The sequence below is a fragment of the Undibacterium sp. SXout20W genome, assembly GCF_049340285.1.
Lineage (GTDB): Bacteria > Pseudomonadota > Gammaproteobacteria > Burkholderiales > Burkholderiaceae_D > Undibacterium.
On the sequence record NZ_JBMPPH010000012.1, the window covers coordinates 60,978 to 78,340 of the forward strand.

Below are 17,363 nucleotides of genomic sequence, written 5' to 3' on the forward strand. Positions count from 1 at the left end.
TAAGCGGAAAACTAAGCACAAACCCAAGCACAAAACTAAGCACAAACCCAGGCACAAACCCAGGCACAAAACTAAGCGTAATAATCTGCTTGACATTAAACTTAACTTTAAGCTTAAGCTATCAATATTGTCAATTCAGGAGCGCAGAATGAAATTTTTGGAAGAGCTAGTCTTGCCCAATGGCACACAGATTCCTAATCGGATTGCGAAAGCTGCGATGGAAGAAAATATGGGCGACGACGATCATGCGCCTTCTGATGAGCTTATTCGGCTATACCAGCAATGGGCTATTGGTGAAGTGGGTCTCATGATCACTGGCAATGTCATGGTCGATGCGAGGGCAATGACCGGTCCTGGCGGGGTTGTTCTTGAAAATGATCGACATCTGGATCGTTTTAAAGTGTGGGCACAAACTGCACGCGCACATGGTGCGCAAGTTTGGATGCAGATCAACCATCCCGGGCGCCAGACCCCGGGTTCCTTGCAGCAAGTGGCAATGGCGCCATCAGCAATTGCTTTAGATCTTGGAAATTTATCAAAGCATTTTACGGTGCCCAGAGAAATGACGGCGACTGATATTGCGGACGTCGTAAGTCGTTTTGTGAATGCTGCAAAACTGGCGGAATTGGCGGGATTTTCTGGTGTTCAGATTCATGCAGCGCACGGTTATTTGCTGAGTCAATTTTTATCCCCACTCAGCAATCATCGCCAGGATCAATGGGGTGGGTCTTTAGCAAATCGGGCGAGATTGCTGCTCGACATCGTTAAACAAGTGAGGGCGTCGGTGTCAGCCAGTTTTGTGGTTGCCGTCAAGCTTAATTCTGCTGATTTTCAACGGGGAGGTTTTACGCAGGAAGATGCGCGGCAAGTTGTTAAGTGGCTCAATGATTTACAGGTTGACTTGGTCGAATTGTCCGGTGGTAGCTATGAAGCACCAGCGATGCAAGGCATAGCCCGAGATGGTCGGACGCTGGCTCGCGAAGCCTATTTTTTAGAATTTGCGCAGGATATGCTGTCGATTGCAACTATGCCGTTGATGGTGACAGGTGGCATTCGCAGTATCGAAGTGGTCGAGCAAGTGCTGGCATCTGGTGTTGCCATGGCAGGGATTGCCACTGCATTAGCCATCGAACCACATTTGCCAGCTCTCTGGAAACGCGGTGAAAAAAAGGCGCCTGCCTTGCCACCTATTGTCTGGAAAAATAAGGCCTTGGCGTCCCTTGCCAACATGGCAGTGGTCAAGTTCCAACTCAATCGTTTAAGCATGGGCAAGCTTTCAACACCGACGGTTTCTCCGGTTATCGCATTTTTACTGCAGCAGTTTAACGATGCAATGAAAGCGCGACGATATCGAAAATGGATCGTCGATCAGACAACGTCGGGAAAAAACTGACGTCAATTTGCGCATTTTAATGGTGCCTGCTTGACTCATTAATTTGAGTGAAAGATTGCATCGCCTATCGTCGAGGTAGTTATGGAACGATCAAAACCAGATCGAATGCATCGTGAGATAGTCATTCCATCTGGTCTTTTTCGATGAAAATCGATGTTGAAATGTAGGGGTACTTTAATTACTTTATAAAGAACGTACGCACAATTTCAAATCCGGATCTTCTTCATAAATCTGAATTTTGAAATCCAGACTACGCATGAGCTTTAACATCCCTGCATTTTTGGCGAGTACCAAGCCCTCGATACTGGTCAGACCTTTACTACGGGCGACATCAATGATGGACAGCATCATGCGTGAACCGAGGCCCTGACCGTTGAATTCGTCAGCAACCAATAATGAAAATTCGCAGCTACTTTTATCTGGATTCGTCACGTAGCGTGATACGGCAATAATTTTTTCATTGACGGTAAATCCGCCTTCAGGATTGGCGGTGCGTTCTGGATACATTGCCACCATTGCCATCTCTCTGTCATAGTCAATCAACGTAAAGCGAGCCAGCATGCGCTCAGGTAATTCGCGCATCGATGAGATGAAGCGGAAATAGCGGCTTTCAGGGGATAGATTGCGAACTAAGGTTTGTAGCATCTCGGCGTCATGCGGATGCAACGGCCGGATTTTGTAGCGATTGCCATCGCGCATTGGCCACTCAGTTTCCTGATCCGACGGGTAGGGGAGAATTGCCAGGTGTTCATAATTATGCGCTGGCACTGTTTGCTCAATCACGATACGTGCGTCGACGACTAAGGCACCATTGGCATCCAGAATTAATGGGTTGATGTCGATCTCACGTAGTTGCGGTAATGCGCAGACCATTTCTGAGACACGCAATAAAATTCGCTCTAAAGATTCACGATCGGTTTCAGGCGCACCGCGCCATGTTCCCAGCGTTTCCGCAGATCGTACGCGCTCAATCAGACGGTGAGCGAGAAACTGATTGAGCGGAGGTAATTCAAGTGCGCGATCGGCGATGAGTTCTATCATCGTGCCGCCGGCACCAAAAGAGATCACAGGGCCAAACTGTGCGTCGGTGCGGACGCCGATATAGAGTTCACGGCCATCCGGTTTTCCGGACATGTTTTGTACTGTCACGCCATTAATTTTGGCTTCCGGTTTTAACCGTGAAACGGTGGCCATCATGTCCAACCACGTATCGCGGACGCCTGTCGCATTGTGAATGTTCAGTGCAACACCGCGCACCTCGGACTTATGCACGATGTCGGAGGAGTCGATTTTGAGCGCGACCGGATATCCAAGTTGATTCGCTACTAATATTGCTTCATTTGCTGAACGCGCCAATATGGTTCTGGTGACGGGAATATGGAAGGAAGATAACAATGCCTTAGATTCCATTTCTGTCAGCACTTTGCGGCGCTCAGCCAGAATGTTTTCGATCAGAATGCGGGCACCTTCGATATCAGGTTTAGCGAGTTCTGATAATGAAGATGGCACTTGATGCAGTAATTGTTGGTTCTGATGAAAGGATGCAATATTATGGAAAGCATCAACTGCTGCCTCCGGTGTGCGAAAGGTCGGAATGGATGCGTTGTTGAGAATGCTGCGACCAGAAGCGACCTGATCATCACCCATCCAGCAAGTGATCAATGGTTTGCTGATCGTGGGTTGAAGATCGGCGAGTGCTTGAGAAATGCCATTGATGTCCAGATGCGGTTTGGGTGACATCAACACCAGAATGCCATCAATCTTAGAGCTCGCGAGACATGCATTCACCGCGCTGCTGTAATGATGTGCATCAGCACTTTCGTCAAGATCGATCATGTCCGTTACGCTGGCAAGGTTTGATAGTTTTGGTAAGAGATCTGCCGTCGCTTCTATTGATAATTTTCCTATTTTTAACTTGAGTTCTTTGACCCAGTCGGCGGCCATCATGGCAGGGCCGCCGCCGTTCGATATGATGGCCAATCGTGCACCAACAGGTAAATAGCGGGCAGACAAACATTTGACGGCGGCGAAAAGTTGTACAAAAGTCTGCACACGCACCGCGCCTGCACGTTTGAGTGCTGCATCAAACACCTCATCGCTGGCGACCATCGCGCCAGCATGGGTCGCAGTGGCTTCTGCGCTCACCTGACTACGTCCTGTCTTCATGATAATTACTGGTTTGGACACCGCTGCTGCACGCAACGCACTCATAAAGCTACGAGCGTTTTTAATGTTCTCCAGATATACCACGATGCTGTGAGTCGCTGCGTCTTCCGCCAGAAAATCAAGTACCTGGGCGATGTCAATGACCGAGTGATCACCAAGCGATACAACGGCTGAAAAGCCGACGCCATTTGAACTTGCCCAGTCGAGTATGGAGTTGGTGACGGCGCCAGATTGAGAGACTAAAGCAGTAGCGCCTTTTTGTGTCATACGCCCTAGGGTACTTGCATTGAGATGTTGCGCTGGACGCTGAAATCCCATGCAGTTAGGGCCGAGCAGATACATGCCATAAGTCTTGGAGATGTCCTGCATTTTTTTTGCTTCACTGGCGTTGACGCCACGAGAAATAATGATGGCCGATTTGCAGTGAATACTCCCTGCGACTTCGAGTGCTGCACAAAGTTGTTCGTTGGGTAGGGCGATGATAGCCAGATCGACACGTGATTTCACCAAATCACTGAGTGTGCCGCTCATGCCGATATCGAGATACGTTAGTGGGCCTGAAAAACCACCGCTTTTGAAATTTTCTATCAGCAACTCAGCTTGGCTATTCGCTGGGGCAGAATCTGCATTGCAACCGGCGAAGACGACGATGGATTTTGGAGAAAACAAAGGGGTAAGGTAATGCTTGTCCATAGAGATTCCGCTTATTCAATGATGATTCAATGATGATTCAATGATGATTCAATGATGATTAATCCGCACCGATGAGTACTCTGACGTGGGCGGCTGCACTTCGTGCCAACGGCGACATGACATATCCACCCTCCAGGCAAGAAACTATTCTTCCCTGAGAGTGACGTTTTGCAACTTGTACAATTTGTTGGGTCACCCACGCAAAATCGGCTTCTGTCAGTCCGAGATTGCCCATGTCGTCTTCGCGATGCGCATCGAATCCTGCGGAGATAAAGATGATTTCCGGCTTGAATTGTTCCAATGCTGGCAACCAGTGTTCTTCGACCGCTCGCCGGAACTCTTTGCCACCTACCCGTGCTGGAAGACCGATATTAATCATATTCGCGCGTTTTGGTATGTCACCAGAAAACGGGTAAATATTCTTTTTCAAAACTTGAGCACATTAGTACGCGTTGATCGCTATGCAGAATGTCTTCGCTGCCATTGCCATGGTGAACATCGAAATCAACGAGAGCGACACGTTCTAGCCCATATTGTTCCAAAGCATGTCGAATCCCGACGGCGACATTATTGAAAAAGCAGAATCCACCCGCTGCACTATATTCGGCATGATGACCCGGCGGGCGTATGTTGCAGAATGCCACTGGCGCTTTGCCTGTGACGACCAGATCGGTCGCCAGCACAGCGGCCCCAGCCGAACGCAATGCAGCGCGATACGTGTACGGATTCATCTGGGTGTCGGGATCGACATGCACGTAGCCTTCCGTAGGTGTGAGGGCGGCGAGCTTATGTACGTAGGCTGGGTCGTGTGATCGCGCTAGTTGCTGTTCATTCGCCAGTGGTGCGTCGAATGACTCCATGAAATTTAATAAACCAGTTACCAATAATTGATCTTTGATGGCACCTATGCGCTCAGGGCATTCTGGATGCTGCGCTCCCATTTCGTGCTTAGTGCAATCGTCATGCGAAATATAAGCTGGTAACATGGACTTCCTTCAGGGGTGGAACTGACAGGTGTATTTCCATCGACTCTTTACGCTTAGTCAATGCGGTCTTTAAATGGTGCGTCATTGTGGTTGATTGTATAAGACTTACCAGCGCCATCGTTGAAGCAAATCAATTTTGTTGTTCTTAAAAGCTCAATTTAGAAAAAATTAAAAAAAATTACAAAATAGCAATTTTACTGAGATCTTTATAGTTAACGTCAGCGTCGTTTGCCATGTTAATTTGGTAAATTATTATCCACTGATTTTGTGGATAACTTTGTCGAAAGTGAAGCCCAGACTAGCTCTTATCGGTGATGCTAAAAAATAGGCAATCGCTAAATCAAAGAATTAAATTGATATAAATAATAACGTTCAGTTTGTTGGGATGTGCCAAGATTGCTTTGCAGCGGGCAAGTTAATGCTTAATAAATAATTTCTTAAAAGTATTTATTTGGCACTAATCTAGGTATAATTTTATTAAAATATTAATATAAAATGCGATTCAGGCTTGATTTTGGTGTTTTTCTTTTTTTTGGACGATATATGCGCGGTGCAGTGAAGTTCTGGATATCCTCTTGTTTTCCCCTTTTCATATTGCTTTCTACTCCTTTTTCTGTGTCTGCTGAAACGCTTGATATCAATGTTGCGACCTATAATTTAAGGCTGAATGTGCCTGAGGATGGTATTAACCGTTGGTCCAATAGAAAAGAAATGGTGCAAAGCCTGGTTCGATTTCACGAGTTCGATATTTTTGGTACGCAAGAAGGTCTAATTGACCAAATAACCGACCTTGCGGAGATGAGGGAGTATTCTTTCGTAGGCGCTGGGCGGGATGACGGCCTCCATGCTGGCGAACATTCGGCAATTTTCTATAAAAACACGCGATTTGAATTATTGAAACATGGTGATTTTTGGCTCAGCCAGACACCGGATCGTCCATCCTTGGGATGGGATGCCGTTTGTTGCAAGCGCGTTGCCTCGTGGGCGAAATTCCGTGATTTAGCTGCTAAGAAAGACTTTTATTTCTTTTCTGTACATTTTGATCACCAAGGGGTGCAGGCAAGACGCGAATCGGCCAAGTTGATGATTCAAAAAATTCATGAAATTGCAGGCGAAAGTATGGTTGTGTTTGTTGGTGATCTGAATTCAACACCGGATACCGAGCAAGTGCAAAACATCCAAGCTGCTTTGCATGATGCATCTGTGATTAGTATGACGCCACCTTATGGGCCGGTGGCAACGTTTAATGGTTTTCGCTTTGATATTGCGCCAATCGCCAGGATTGACTATATTTTTGTGAGCGACCATGTTCGTGTCGCTAAATATGGCGTGTTAACTGATTCGAAAGAGCAGCGTTACCCGTCGGATCATTTCCCGGTTATGGCTAGAATTTCTTTTTTTTGAGCAATGTTCGTCAGGTGTGAGACTTTCTGGAGAGGTTTTTCTTACTCACCGCTCTGGATGTGTCATTCATGGTGCATCATTTGGAGAAGCCTCGCAGCACGTATGTTATGCTAGAGGACTTTGTAAAATTTTACGTTTATATTCATGCAAACTACAAGTAAGTCTATTCCAGTCTCAGCAGCCCAGGCGTTGTTAAAAACCTTAAAAGAGGCTTTTCCTGTTTTTTTAAATAGTGAGCCTTTAAGTATTGGCATTGATAAACAAATTATCGCCAAGCTGCCAGATGTAGATCGCAAAGTATTGCGCATGACGCTTGCCTACCACACCAAATCTACCCGCTATTTGCAAAAATTATCAAAAGCAGAAACTCGCTTTGATCTCGAAGGAAACGCAACCGACGCCCTCAACGATACCCATCGTGCTTATGCGGTGACGATGCTTAAAGAACGAGCACAGAAAAACGCAGCTCGCATTAAAGAACAAGCCGCATTTGAGCGCCAAAAGAAAGCCGAAGCTGAGGAAGCCGAAAATGCTAAAAAGCGGGCGGAAAAATTGAATCAATTAGCGATGAAATTTGCTAAATAGTCCCACCCCGCATCTTTACTTCTGGCCAAAGATCCTAGGTTATCGTATCGAAATAGCAGCGAATACCTCGACGCCGGAGATGCTCAAAAAAATGACACGAGATCGCGCCACAGATGTTGGAAGATTGGCGTAAATCCAGGCAAACGCTAAAACATGCTGCCTGGTTGCAATAGAAAATGTGTAGTCAACATGAATGACTTGTTGGCTTGAGTGTTGGCATGATTGCTGGGTTGTTTGTCGGGTCGCTTGTCGGGTCGTCTGTCGTGCGGTCTGTTTTGGGTTGTTAATATGTCGTCCGCAATTAATGAGTGACAAGTATCCTTGATTTGATATTTGTTGCAGAAATCCCTCGTTGAGGGATTTTTTTTTGTCTGCTTGCCAAGTCGCAGATCATTTCCCGACATTGGGGTCGCTTAGTTTGATTGAAAACAGAAATTGATCTGTTGCTTGCCTAACTTTAATCTTTATTACGCTAAAATCACGATGCCTATTTTTACCGATAAGATGATCGGTAAAGTCAGGTTGAGCACGCTTTGTGGCCCTGTAAAACGTGAAATTCATAACGGAGATGCTCTGTGGAAGTGAAAAATATTCATCAATTTGTCGAGGGCTTTCAACGATTCCAACAGAAATATTTTGCTGTCGAGGATTCTATCTATGACAAGCTCAATCACGGACAAAATCCGACGACTTTGTTGATAGGATGTTGTGACTCCAGGGTTGATCCAGCGTTGTTGTTGGATTGTGACCCAGGTGACATCTTTGTTATTCGCAATGTTGGTAATCTTGTTCCGCCATGTAACGAATCAGCCCATCAACATGGCGTTAGCGCCGCCATTCAGTTTGCCGTTGAAACCTTGAATGTCCAGCGCGTCATCGTCATGGGACACGAAAAATGCGGCGGTATCCATGCATTGATGCAAGGGTACAAGCCATCTCGTAAGATAGATTTTATTGGACGCTGGATGAAAATCGCGGAGCCAGTTAAAAAGCAAGTCCTGCAGCAATTATCCCATTGTACGCAGGCCGAGCAACAGCGTGCCTGTGAATTGGGCGCTGTGATTCTGTCTATTAATAATCTGCGCAGTTTTCCGTGGATTGCTGAACGAGAGGCGAGCGGAGATATCGCGCTTCATGGCTGGTATTTTGATATGACGAATGGCGCTTTGTTGGCTTATTCTGATCGATCAGGAAGTTTCCTGCCAATGGTGTGCCCGTTAGGGGTTGCGCGCCACGACACTTGATTTAAGTGCGTCATTGATTTTTTTGATGGTTTCATCGTCGACCATCTTGCTGCAATAGAGGTAGCGAGGCTTGCCTTCTGGGACATCGCGGAATCGTTTAATGACTAATTTTTTCCCCTGTTCACCAAATTGCTTAATTTGATACTCTGCTTCATCGTGCGAAAATAATGCAGCATCGACGCTACCTATTAAAACCAGTTTTACCCTGCCATAACTGCTCTCAGCGGGACGTAAAATGTGTGCGTTAGCTTTCTTTAGCATGGCGTCAACGTTGTCCCCATATGAATAAACGTTACGAAGTATCAATGTAAGTGACTGGTTTCCTAGCAGCTCCGCAAGGCTCTCGATGCGATTCGTCTTTGGATTGTCCACACGGACTACTGCACTCTGCGGAGAGCTAAGGGCAATTGCCTGCGTATATTTCCCTGCTTTTTCTCGCTCTGAGGTCCAGTAAAGTCCGATGGCACAGGCGGGCTCTGTGTTGTTGTAAATAGCGAACAATTGACGGGCAACAGGGGCTTCCGAGAGGGTAAATGGGATCCCGGCTGCTTTCAGTGCAGTGCTTGCTGGCAATCCCTCTGATCCAAACAGTTCCCCATTTAGAACCTGCATAAACGGCGCTCTGTTTTCATAATATAACTTGACTGAGTCTGCTGAGGCATTTGAACTATTCGGTAAAGCAAAAAACAGCCCGCACAGCAGCAAGCTTGTACAACGCACTTTTGTGAGCATTGATGATGCCACCATTGGCAATGTGCGTCGGAATAATTGGTAAGTCATATGGGATGTCTTTTTTTAGCGAATGCAAAAACGCCGAAAAAAGTGCTCGGCAAAACTTTTTTATCAGTAGAAAGCCCATTTTATAGGCGCTTTCTGATGTGTTTTTCTATGCTTTTTGCTGAAATTTCAATTGCGGTCAATTAAAAGTAGCTGAGATCGGCTGATCTCAGCGAATCTCAACTAATTTCAGCGAGCATTTTATTTGTGAGGCAGGTCGTCTCTGTGAATTGATTATAGACCTGTGAATTCAAGATTGATTTGATTTCACATTGTTTATAAAAATTTTAGAACAATTAATATTTTGTAAATTGCAATGCAGAACTTTTAATGCTTGTGATTTATTTGATTTATTTGATCTACTTGATTTACTTTATTTTTTTGAATTAGCTGTTGCAAATGCATGAAAAAAAAGCCTGCGCTGGTTAAGGACGCAGGCTGAGCATTGGTTATTTGAATACCAATCTAACTGATGTAATTATTGCATGTGCCAACCGTGGCTCACAGTGATCGATTGGCCTGTCAATGCGTTGGTGCCGAAAGCGGCCAGGAAAAGGGCAGTTTGAGCAACATCCTGGACGGTCGTAAATTCCCCGTCGACCGTTTCTTTGAGCATAATGTTTTTAATGACATCGGCTTCGCTGATGCCAAATTCTTTTGCTTGTTCTGGGATTTGTTTGTCGACCAGCGGTGTCCGTACAAAACCCGGGCAAATCACATTGGCGCGAATATTGTTTTTAGCGCCTTCTTTGGCAACCACTTTCGCCAGTCCAATCAAACCATGTTTAGCGGCAACATAGGGAGCCTTTAATGGCGAGGCTTCATGTGAATGCACGGAGCCCATATAGATGACACTTCCACCTTTGCCGCTGGCGATCATTGCACGCATGCAGGCGCGTGTTGTGAGGAAAGCGCCGTCAAGGTGAATGGCCAACATTTTTTTCCAGTTATCCAGGCTCAGCTCGACGATAGGGCTGATGATTTGAATGCCAGCGTTGCTGATCAAGATGTCGATCGTGCCATAGGCGGCAACGGCGTCGGCGACACCTTTATCTACTTGCCCTTCATCAGTCACATTCATTGCGACTGCCATTGCAGTGCCGCCGCTTTGTTCGATTTCTTTGGCCGTCGCTTGTGCTGCTTCCAGAGCCATATCCGCAATAACGATTTTTGCGCCTTGCTTCGCGTATTCGATCGCGATTTCTTTACCAATACCGCTGGCAGCACCAGTAATGAGAGCAACTTTATCTTTGAGTAACATGAGGTTTCCTTTACTTAGTTGGGGCGAGGTAATCGTGTACAACCTTACCATAGGGGAGGGTTAAATCGGACAAAATATGCACTGCTGACAGTACTTCCAGGACGGGTAAGTTAGCAACTGGTGCCATTGCATGGGCAAAAAGCTCCAATGCGCCCGGGCCGCCCCATGCACCTTTGACGACAATATCAGTCAAGTTGACTTGTACCAGTTCACAGATGCGTGGCGTACCATCGACATGAGGGATGATTTTCAATAAAAAATTGGGTGCTTCCATTGACGCCTTAATCGCGGCGTGATCAAGTTTTGTGTGCTTGAAACCCATGGTTCCCGTGGCAATCCGTGTGTCACTATATTCTAATGTCCCGAGTAGCGTATCTTTGTGAACACGTAGCTCAGGTTCGCCTAATTTTTTCGGAAATCCCCAGATTTCGCGCCCGCCTGCAATGGGAGGGTGATCGTTCAGATACATGCTATGAACGTAAGAACCATGCACACCGTCGAGCGTCACTGGTATTACCTGGCCTGATTCGCAGTAGTGCCCAAATCCTGTCGAGTCGGGCATGTTAATAAACTCGTATTTGACGATGGGTTCTGCTAATTGCAACGGTGCAGGAACGATCTTTCTGAGCAATTCGGGATCAGTACGATAACTAATGATCAGGTATTCACGGTCTGTAAACCGGTACGGGCCAGGCGGAAAGGCGGGACTGCTATATGGCATGGCAAATGCGTTTTGGCGAATCTCTTCTTCGGTCATGGTTATCCTATTCTTGCGGCAGTTCGTGAATAATAAGTCCGGCGTGCGGTGGTAAAGGTTGTAGCCAGGCTTTATGTTTGAGAGCGCGTTGGCAGTCGTGTGCCCCAGCTTCCCAGCGAGCTTGCACGGTGCTGCTACTAAAGTCGACATCTTTGAAGTAATGATCGTCAGGCAATGCTTTCATAATGAGATTGACGACATTGATCGTGTGATCGCAACCTAATGATATCAATGGTTTTAACGCCTTGCCATTGCGTGCTGCTGCTGGCAAATGTTCTGAAATTGTTCTGATGGCGCGTTGCAGATCATGAATTTTTTGGTATGCGAGCAATTGCTCTTTTGAGCGACTTGCGTATTGAATATTTTTGTAGCGCGCCATCGCTTCTGATATCGATGATGGTCGGGTTTCAGTTGGATCCCATAAATCAATCATGAAGCAGAGTGCGTCTTTATTGCCACCTTCTTCCAGAAAAATTTCCAATGGGGAATTAGAATAGACGCCGCCATCCCAGTACGCTCGGCCGTCGATTTCGACTGGTGGAAAGCCGGGAGGAAGCGCGCCGCTGGCCATGATGTGCTCAGGGCGTATCACTTGCTTGCTACTGTCGAATACAGCACTTTGACCATTGTCCAGATCGACTGCGCAAACACATAAGCGCACGTTTCCTTGATTTAAATAATCAAAATCAACGTATTTCTCTAAGGTACTTTTTAGTGGGGAAGTGTCATAAAAACCGACTTGGTTTAAAGGAACTTTTGCATTGATATCCCAGGCCGCACCAGGTCGTGGCGAAAAAAAACCATTGACGCCATTAATCATGGTGCCAACAGTGTTCATCGTGCTATTTACACCAATCCATGGCGCGAAAGAAGGCCAGAATGTCGCCCGATGAGTTGCATTGGGCGCAAGGCTGTCCCAGAACGCACGCAATTGGGAAACCCGTTTTTCTGGGGGATTACCTGCGATCAGGGCGCCATTAATAGCGCCAATAGATGTCCCGATGACCCAATCGATGGGGGTCTGATGGCCATGCAATTCCTGATAAACACCCGCCTGGTAGGCGCCAAGAGCGCCGCCGCCTTGTAAGATTAAAACTGTACTTTGCTGCGTCATGCTGTCCTTCCGGGATAAAGACCAATATCGGTGAATGCTTTTTACACAGAATGCACTGCGCAATCATTTTGGCGTGCAGCTGAATGCAGATATTAACTGAAACTTGTATTTAATTTATGACATTGTTGTGATCTTCGCCGACAAGTACGACACAAGCGAACTGACTGGTGAATGCAATGCATGTCGCTCATGTCAATCATATTGCTCATATCGCTTACCTATGTGGTTAAAATACCCTTCGTGTTGAATTATACAAGCGTATAAGAATTTCTTGAGTTTATTTATACGTGTGTATAAAATGAAAGTTCGAAGATAAAATTGACACTAGGCGCAACAAATTGACAAAAGAAATAAATTCAAATAGCGCCAAGGATGTGCGTTTAAGTACGCGTGACGCGTTATTGCAAAGTGGTCTGGTAATTGTTGGATTAAAGGGGTTGCGCGGCCTGACGGTGCGTGAATTGGCTTCTCACGCGCAAGTCAATTTAGGTAGTTTCGTGTATCACTTTAAAAATAGAGATACGTTTTTAGCTGAGTTGGTAGAAATTTGGTATCAACCAATTTATGCACAGTTGCGCCACAGTAGTGAGGCGCAAGGTGAAAGTTCAGCATTGCTTCGATTGCAAATCACCATAGAAAACTTAATTGATTTCGTCAGTAACAACGCTGCGTTTATCAGCCATTTATGTGCAGATGCATTTGCTGGCGAGGTGGCCGCGCAAAAATTCTTGCTGAACCTGCCGCATCGTCATCCGCAAATTATTTACCGTTTATTGCAAGCGGCACAATCTGAAAACAGTATCCCTGACGGTTCAGTATTGCACATCATGATTTTTATTATGACCGCAGTGGGAATGCCGATGTTATTAGCTGGTGAAGTAATGCAAGGGTGCACTTGGTTGCCTGTAGATGCACAAAAAATCCGAGATTTAATGCGCGATTCATCCGCGGCAAAGCAACGATTAGTATGGGCGCTTTCCGGTATCAGACGTCAAGAAAAGCAGATGCCAGTCGTGATCACCAGCGACCACTAATCAGGGTGATAAACAGCGTGCTTGAAAAAATATTGAAAATGCCAAAATGACTGAGGAATTTATGAATAAGAAATTGATTGTTGTTGCTGTTGTGCTGGGATTATCTGCAATCGCGTATTTTGGTTTTTTTTCAAAACATGCTGCGGATTCAACTACCACGATCTATGGGAATGTTGATATTCGTGAGGCCACGTTGGCTTTCCGGACGGGCGGTCGGGTTGCAGAAGTCAAAGTGGATGAGGGTGCGTTGGTGAAGAAAGGGGATGTGCTGGCTACATTGGATACGGAGCCTTTGAAAAATAGCTTGCAAAGTGCTGCCGCTAATCTGGCTGCACTAACAGCGCGAAATGCCATGATTCATACTGGTTATCGTCAGGAAGATATCGAGCAAGCCAAAGCCAGAGTCATGGTCGCCGAAGCCGCATTAGCCAATGCCGAAAAACAATTCAGCAGACAAAGTGCCTTGGTGACAGAGCAGGCAACAACGCAGCATGTGCTGGATGACGTGCGTTCCGCCCGCGATCAGGCGAGCGCACAATTGAAAGTTGCTCAGCAGCAGGCTTTGGAAATGCAACGTGGCTATCGCAAAGAAGAAATCGCAGAATCCGACGCGCAATTGGCACAAGCTCGTGCCAATCTTGCGAGCGCACAGTTGGCTGTGCGCGATGCGGTCTTGGTTGCGCCAAGTGATGGCATTGTCCTCACTCGGGTCATTGAACTGGGATCGATGGTGCAAGCAGGTAGTGCAGCGTTTAATGTTTCGTTGACCAAGCCAGTGTGGGTGCGTGCCTATGTGCCAGAACCGCAATTGGGGCTATTCCCCGCCGGTGCCCATGTTACTTTGCTGAGCGACTCACGGCCTGGTAAGCCTTACCACGGCGTGGTCGGATTCGTGTCGCCCACAGCGGAGTTCACACCTAAATCAGTAGAAACCACTGATTTACGAACCTCATTGGTGTACCGCATCAGGGTTGTGGTGGATGACGCTGACGTACAGTTGCGTCAAGGAATGCCCGTCACAATCAGGTCCACACAATGACATCAGTCGCACGCGATCTGGCGCTCAGTACAGAACATGACGCAATTGTCGTCAGCGATCTGGTGAAGCGTTTTGACGGACAAGAAGTTGATGCCATTGCAAAAATCGACACCAGTATTGCACGAGGCACAATTACAGGATTAGTCGGTCCTGATGGCGCTGGGAAAACTACATTTCTGCGTTTGTTGGCTGGTTTACTGCAACCTACCTCGGGTAGCGTCAAGATCAATGGGATTGATCCATTCTCTCAAAGTGATGAACTGCATCAACACGTTGGTTACATGCCACAAAAATTTGGCCTGTACGAAGATTTGAGTGTGATTGAAAATCTGACTTTATACGCTGATCTGCGTAACGTCACTGGCGCAGAGCGCTTAGCTAGTTTTGAAAAATTATTGGCATTTACTGACTTGAGTCAATTTCAACAGCGCTATGCGGGGAAATTATCAGGCGGCATGAAGCAAAAGCTCGGACTCGCGTGCGCCTTGCTTGGGACGCCTCAAGTGCTATTGCTCGATGAGCCTGGCGTTGGTGTAGATCCGATTTCACGGCGTGAACTTTGGAAAATGGTGCGCGAGTTGGCGCAAGGTGGTATGACGGTACTGTGGAGTACGGCCTACCTTGATGAGGCAGAGCTCTGCGATGATGTCAGGCTGATGAGCAATGGTCGGATATTGGCGAGCGGCGCGCCGCAAACATTAATGAATCAAATGCAAGGACGCTGCTTGCATGTCAGCGGTATCGCCGGGCATCGGCGCGATGTGTTGCGCCGTGCGCTACGCTTGCCACAAGTGATGGATGGTGTGATTCAAGGTCGTAATGTCAGGATCGTTTTAAGGGATGTGAACAAGCGGCCTGAAATGGCATTACTTGATGCTGGTCCGGACGCAGAGCTGTCAGAGGTCGCGCCGCGATTGGAGGATGCGTTTATCAGTGCCTTGGGCGGTGGTCCTGGTGGTGAATCCGTGTTGGCGGCATTGATGCCAGATTTGTATCAATTGCATCCAGACACTGGTGCCAAGCAAGTACCTGTGATTGAGTCGCGCGATTTGACGAAACGTTTCGGTGATTTTGTGGCGACTGATCACGTGAGTTTTAAAGTGGCGCGAGGAGAAATTTTTGGTTTGCTCGGCCCTAATGGGGCAGGTAAATCAACCACATTTAAGATGGAATGTGGTTTGTTAAAGCCAAGCTCTGGCCAGGCATTAGTGATGGGGACAAATCTAAAAGACAGCCCCTCCAAGGCGCGCCAATTACTTGGTTATATGGCGCAAAAATTTTCTCTCTATGCACAGCTAACGGTGCAACAGAATCTGGAATTTTTTTCTGGTATTTATGGTTTGCGTGGTGCTGCGCAGAGTAAAAAAATGGCGCAAATGGTGGATGCTTTTGCCTTGCAAACATACTTAAATAGTCCCACTGAAAAACTACCACTAGGATTTAAGCAAAGGTTGGCGCTGGCTTGTGCGGTGATGCACGAACCGCAAGTGTTATTTCTCGACGAGCCAACGTCGGGCGTCGATCCGGTAACGCGGCGTGAATTTTGGACGCATATCAATGGTCTGGCGGATAAGGGTGTCACGATTATGGTGACCACGCACTTTATGGATGAAGCTGAATATTGCGACAGAATCGCTTTAATTTATCGTGGTAAATTGCTGGCGCTCGGCACGCCTGATGATCTCAAGCGCAAAGTGGTGACGCCGGAGCGGCCCAATCCCACAATGGAAGATGCGTTTATTGAATTGGTATTGGAGGCCGATCGATGATGCGTTTATCTTTTAGCGCAGTTTCCAGTCGTCGCTTATTGGCTTTATGTCGAAAAGAGACGTATCAAATTGTGCGTGACCCCAGTAGTATTTTGATTGCGTTTGTGATGCCTTTGATTTTGTTGTTTGTGTTTGGTTACGGCATTAACCTGGATGCTAATTATCTGCGTGTCGGTTTGTTAGTGGAGGATACCGGGTCAGCAGCATTGCAGTTTGAACAAACACTACGCGCTGGTAATGCGTTTCAGATCACCAGCGGAAACAGCCGCCAAGCGTTGATGGCTGCTTTGATCCGTGGCGAGATCCGTGGCATGGTCATTATCGGTAGCGATTTTTCTGCGAAAGTCCAACAAGGCCAGGGGGCTGCTGCGATTCAGGTGCTTGCCGATGGTTCGGAGCCTAATACGGCACAATTTGTATCAGCCTATGTGAATGGTGCTTGGGCACGTTGGCAAATGACCTTAGGTGAAAATCGTGGTGTGACGATGAGACCAAGTATTAATGTAGAAACCCGCACCTGGTTTAATCCTTCGAATGTCAGTCGTAATTTTTTGGTGCCGGGATCAATTGCCGTCGTGATGACAATTATTGGTGCTTTGTTGACGTCTCTCGTGGTCGCCCGCGAATGGGAGCGCGGCACAATGGAGGCGCTGCTGGCGACACCGGTGACTAAAACCGAGTTGCTTTTGTCGAAAATCATCCCTTATTACGTGTTAGGAATGACGGCTATGCTGCTGTGTCTGATCGTTGCCGTCGCCGTAATGTCGGTACCATTTCGCGGATCGATATGGGCCTTGTTCGGGATTTCAAGTTTATTTCTAGCTTGTGCTTTAGGTCAGGGGCTATTTCTTTCCACTGTAATGCGTAATCAGTTTAATGCAGCTCAGGCCGCGCTGACAGTCGCATTTTTGCCGGCGATGATGTTGTCGGGATTTGTTTTTGAGATTTCTAGTATGCCGGTTTATCTGCAATGGTTGACGCGTATTATTCCGGCGCGATATTTCGCGAATTCTTTACAAACTTTATTTCAGACTGATTTGGTCACTTCCGCGCTGTATTTGAATGCACTTTATTTAAGCCTGCTGGGTTTGCTATGGGTAGGTTTAACAGCGCGCAAAACAAAACGAACTTTGGATTAAAT

13 protein-coding genes and 1 pseudogene are annotated in these 17,363 nt (G+C 46.8%); 8 read left to right on the forward strand and 6 right to left on the reverse strand.

Translation table 11 applies throughout. The features are described 5' to 3' along the window. Positions 1 to 148: 148 nt before the first annotated feature. Entirely contained in the window at positions 149 to 1,393 is a 1,245-nt protein-coding gene (locus ACO0K1_RS08690; RefSeq protein WP_423024740.1) for an NADH:flavin oxidoreductase/NADH oxidase family protein, read from the forward strand. 183 nt (positions 1,394 to 1,576) lie between these two features. Here ACO0K1_RS08690 and ACO0K1_RS08695 read toward each other — a convergent pair whose 3' ends face one another. Both ACO0K1_RS08695 and ACO0K1_RS08700 read right to left on the reverse strand, forming a co-directional pair. Further along, complete coding sequence (locus tag ACO0K1_RS08695; RefSeq protein WP_423024742.1) at positions 1,577 to 4,252, reverse strand: GNAT family N-acetyltransferase; 2,676 nt, start codon at positions 4,250 to 4,252, stop codon at positions 1,577 to 1,579. A 58-nt stretch (positions 4,253 to 4,310) separates the two neighbouring features. Continuing rightward, positions 4,311 to 5,238: pseudogene (locus tag ACO0K1_RS08700) on the reverse strand (histone deacetylase family protein). Positions 5,239 to 5,781: 543 nt separating this feature from the next. Here ACO0K1_RS08700 and ACO0K1_RS08705 point away from each other — a divergent pair. The 3 genes from ACO0K1_RS08705 (at position 5,782) to ACO0K1_RS08715 (ending at position 8,471) form a co-directional block, all read left to right on the forward strand. Further along, positions 5,782 to 6,642, forward strand: coding sequence for an endonuclease/exonuclease/phosphatase family protein (locus tag ACO0K1_RS08705; protein ID WP_423024744.1), 861 nt, complete (start codon positions 5,782 to 5,784; stop codon positions 6,640 to 6,642). A gap of 144 nt (positions 6,643 to 6,786) precedes the next feature. Beyond that, positions 6,787 to 7,227, forward strand: a complete 441-nt coding sequence (locus ACO0K1_RS08710; protein WP_423024746.1) for a ProQ/FINO family protein — start codon at positions 6,787 to 6,789, stop codon at positions 7,225 to 7,227. Positions 7,228 to 7,802: 575 nt separating this feature from the next. Next, the gene (locus tag ACO0K1_RS08715; protein WP_423024748.1) at positions 7,803 to 8,471 is read left to right on the forward strand and encodes a carbonic anhydrase; all 669 of its coding nucleotides are present in this window, start codon (positions 7,803 to 7,805) and stop codon (positions 8,469 to 8,471) included. On the opposite strand, the gene ACO0K1_RS08720 is transcribed toward ACO0K1_RS08715, so the two are convergent. The 4 genes from ACO0K1_RS08720 to ACO0K1_RS08735 all read right to left on the reverse strand — a co-directional run bounded on the left by ACO0K1_RS08720 (position 8,445) and on the right by ACO0K1_RS08735 (position 12,380). After that, on the reverse strand, positions 8,445 to 9,251 hold the full coding sequence (locus ACO0K1_RS08720; RefSeq protein WP_423024750.1) for a hypothetical protein: 807 nt from the start codon (positions 9,249 to 9,251) through the stop codon (positions 8,445 to 8,447). The two genes, ACO0K1_RS08715 and ACO0K1_RS08720, sit on opposite strands and share 27 nt — an antisense overlap. A 475-nt stretch (positions 9,252 to 9,726) precedes the next feature. Beyond that, the gene (locus ACO0K1_RS08725) at positions 9,727 to 10,509 is read right to left on the reverse strand and encodes a 3-hydroxybutyrate dehydrogenase (RefSeq protein WP_423024752.1); all 783 of its coding nucleotides are present in this window, start codon (positions 10,507 to 10,509) and stop codon (positions 9,727 to 9,729) included. Positions 10,510 to 10,519: 10 nt separating this feature from the next. Then, on the reverse strand, positions 10,520 to 11,266 hold the full coding sequence (locus ACO0K1_RS08730; RefSeq protein ID WP_423024754.1) for an acetoacetate decarboxylase: 747 nt from the start codon (positions 11,264 to 11,266) through the stop codon (positions 10,520 to 10,522). Between the two features lie 7 nt (positions 11,267 to 11,273). Beyond that, complete coding sequence (locus tag ACO0K1_RS08735) at positions 11,274 to 12,380, reverse strand: patatin-like phospholipase family protein (protein WP_423024756.1); 1,107 nt, start codon at positions 12,378 to 12,380, stop codon at positions 11,274 to 11,276. Positions 12,381 to 12,718: 338 nt separating this feature from the next. Here ACO0K1_RS08735 and ACO0K1_RS08740 point away from each other — a divergent pair, with 338 nt between their 5' ends. The 4 genes from ACO0K1_RS08740 to ACO0K1_RS08755 all read left to right on the forward strand — a co-directional run bounded on the left by ACO0K1_RS08740 (position 12,719) and on the right by ACO0K1_RS08755 (position 17,361). Further along, positions 12,719 to 13,414: a TetR/AcrR family transcriptional regulator gene (locus tag ACO0K1_RS08740; RefSeq protein ID WP_423024757.1), complete on the forward strand. Its 696-nt coding sequence runs from the start codon at positions 12,719 to 12,721 to the stop codon at positions 13,412 to 13,414. 61 nt (positions 13,415 to 13,475) lie between these two features. Beyond that, complete coding sequence (hlyD, locus tag ACO0K1_RS08745) at positions 13,476 to 14,453, forward strand: secretion protein HlyD (protein ID WP_423024759.1); 978 nt, start codon at positions 13,476 to 13,478, stop codon at positions 14,451 to 14,453. Then, a complete protein-coding gene (locus ACO0K1_RS08750) occupies positions 14,450 to 16,222 on the forward strand; it encodes an ATP-binding cassette domain-containing protein (RefSeq protein WP_423024761.1) in 1,773 nt (590 codons plus the stop codon). The genes hlyD and ACO0K1_RS08750 overlap by 4 nt, the downstream gene beginning before the upstream one ends. Then, the gene (locus ACO0K1_RS08755) at positions 16,219 to 17,361 is read left to right on the forward strand and encodes an ABC transporter permease (protein ID WP_423024763.1); all 1,143 of its coding nucleotides are present in this window, start codon (positions 16,219 to 16,221) and stop codon (positions 17,359 to 17,361) included. Before ACO0K1_RS08750 ends, ACO0K1_RS08755 begins: the two co-directional genes overlap by 4 nt. Positions 17,362 to 17,363 lie beyond the last annotated feature (2 nt).

Coding starts and splice junctions, on each gene's coding strand:
- ACO0K1_RS08690 (WP_423024740.1), top strand. CDS start 149: ATGAAATTTTTGGAAGAGCTAGTCTTGCCCAATGGCACACAGATTCCT.
- ACO0K1_RS08695 (WP_423024742.1), bottom strand. CDS start 4,252: ATGGACAAGCATTACCTTACCCCTTTGTTTTCTCCAAAATCCATCGTC.
- ACO0K1_RS08705 (WP_423024744.1), top strand. CDS start 5,782: ATGCGCGGTGCAGTGAAGTTCTGGATATCCTCTTGTTTTCCCCTTTTC.
- ACO0K1_RS08710 (WP_423024746.1), top strand. CDS start 6,787: ATGCAAACTACAAGTAAGTCTATTCCAGTCTCAGCAGCCCAGGCGTTG.
- ACO0K1_RS08720 (WP_423024750.1), bottom strand. CDS start 9,251: ATGACTTACCAATTATTCCGACGCACATTGCCAATGGTGGCATCATCA.
- ACO0K1_RS08725 (WP_423024752.1), bottom strand. CDS start 10,509: ATGTTACTCAAAGATAAAGTTGCTCTCATTACTGGTGCTGCCAGCGGT.
- ACO0K1_RS08730 (WP_423024754.1), bottom strand. CDS start 11,266: ATGACCGAAGAAGAGATTCGCCAAAACGCATTTGCCATGCCATATAGC.
- ACO0K1_RS08735 (WP_423024756.1), bottom strand. CDS start 12,380: ATGACGCAGCAAAGTACAGTTTTAATCTTACAAGGCGGCGGCGCTCTT.
- hlyD (WP_423024759.1), top strand. CDS start 13,476: ATGAATAAGAAATTGATTGTTGTTGCTGTTGTGCTGGGATTATCTGCA.
- ACO0K1_RS08750 (WP_423024761.1), top strand. CDS start 14,450: ATGACATCAGTCGCACGCGATCTGGCGCTCAGTACAGAACATGACGCA.
- ACO0K1_RS08755 (WP_423024763.1), top strand. CDS start 16,219: ATGATGCGTTTATCTTTTAGCGCAGTTTCCAGTCGTCGCTTATTGGCT.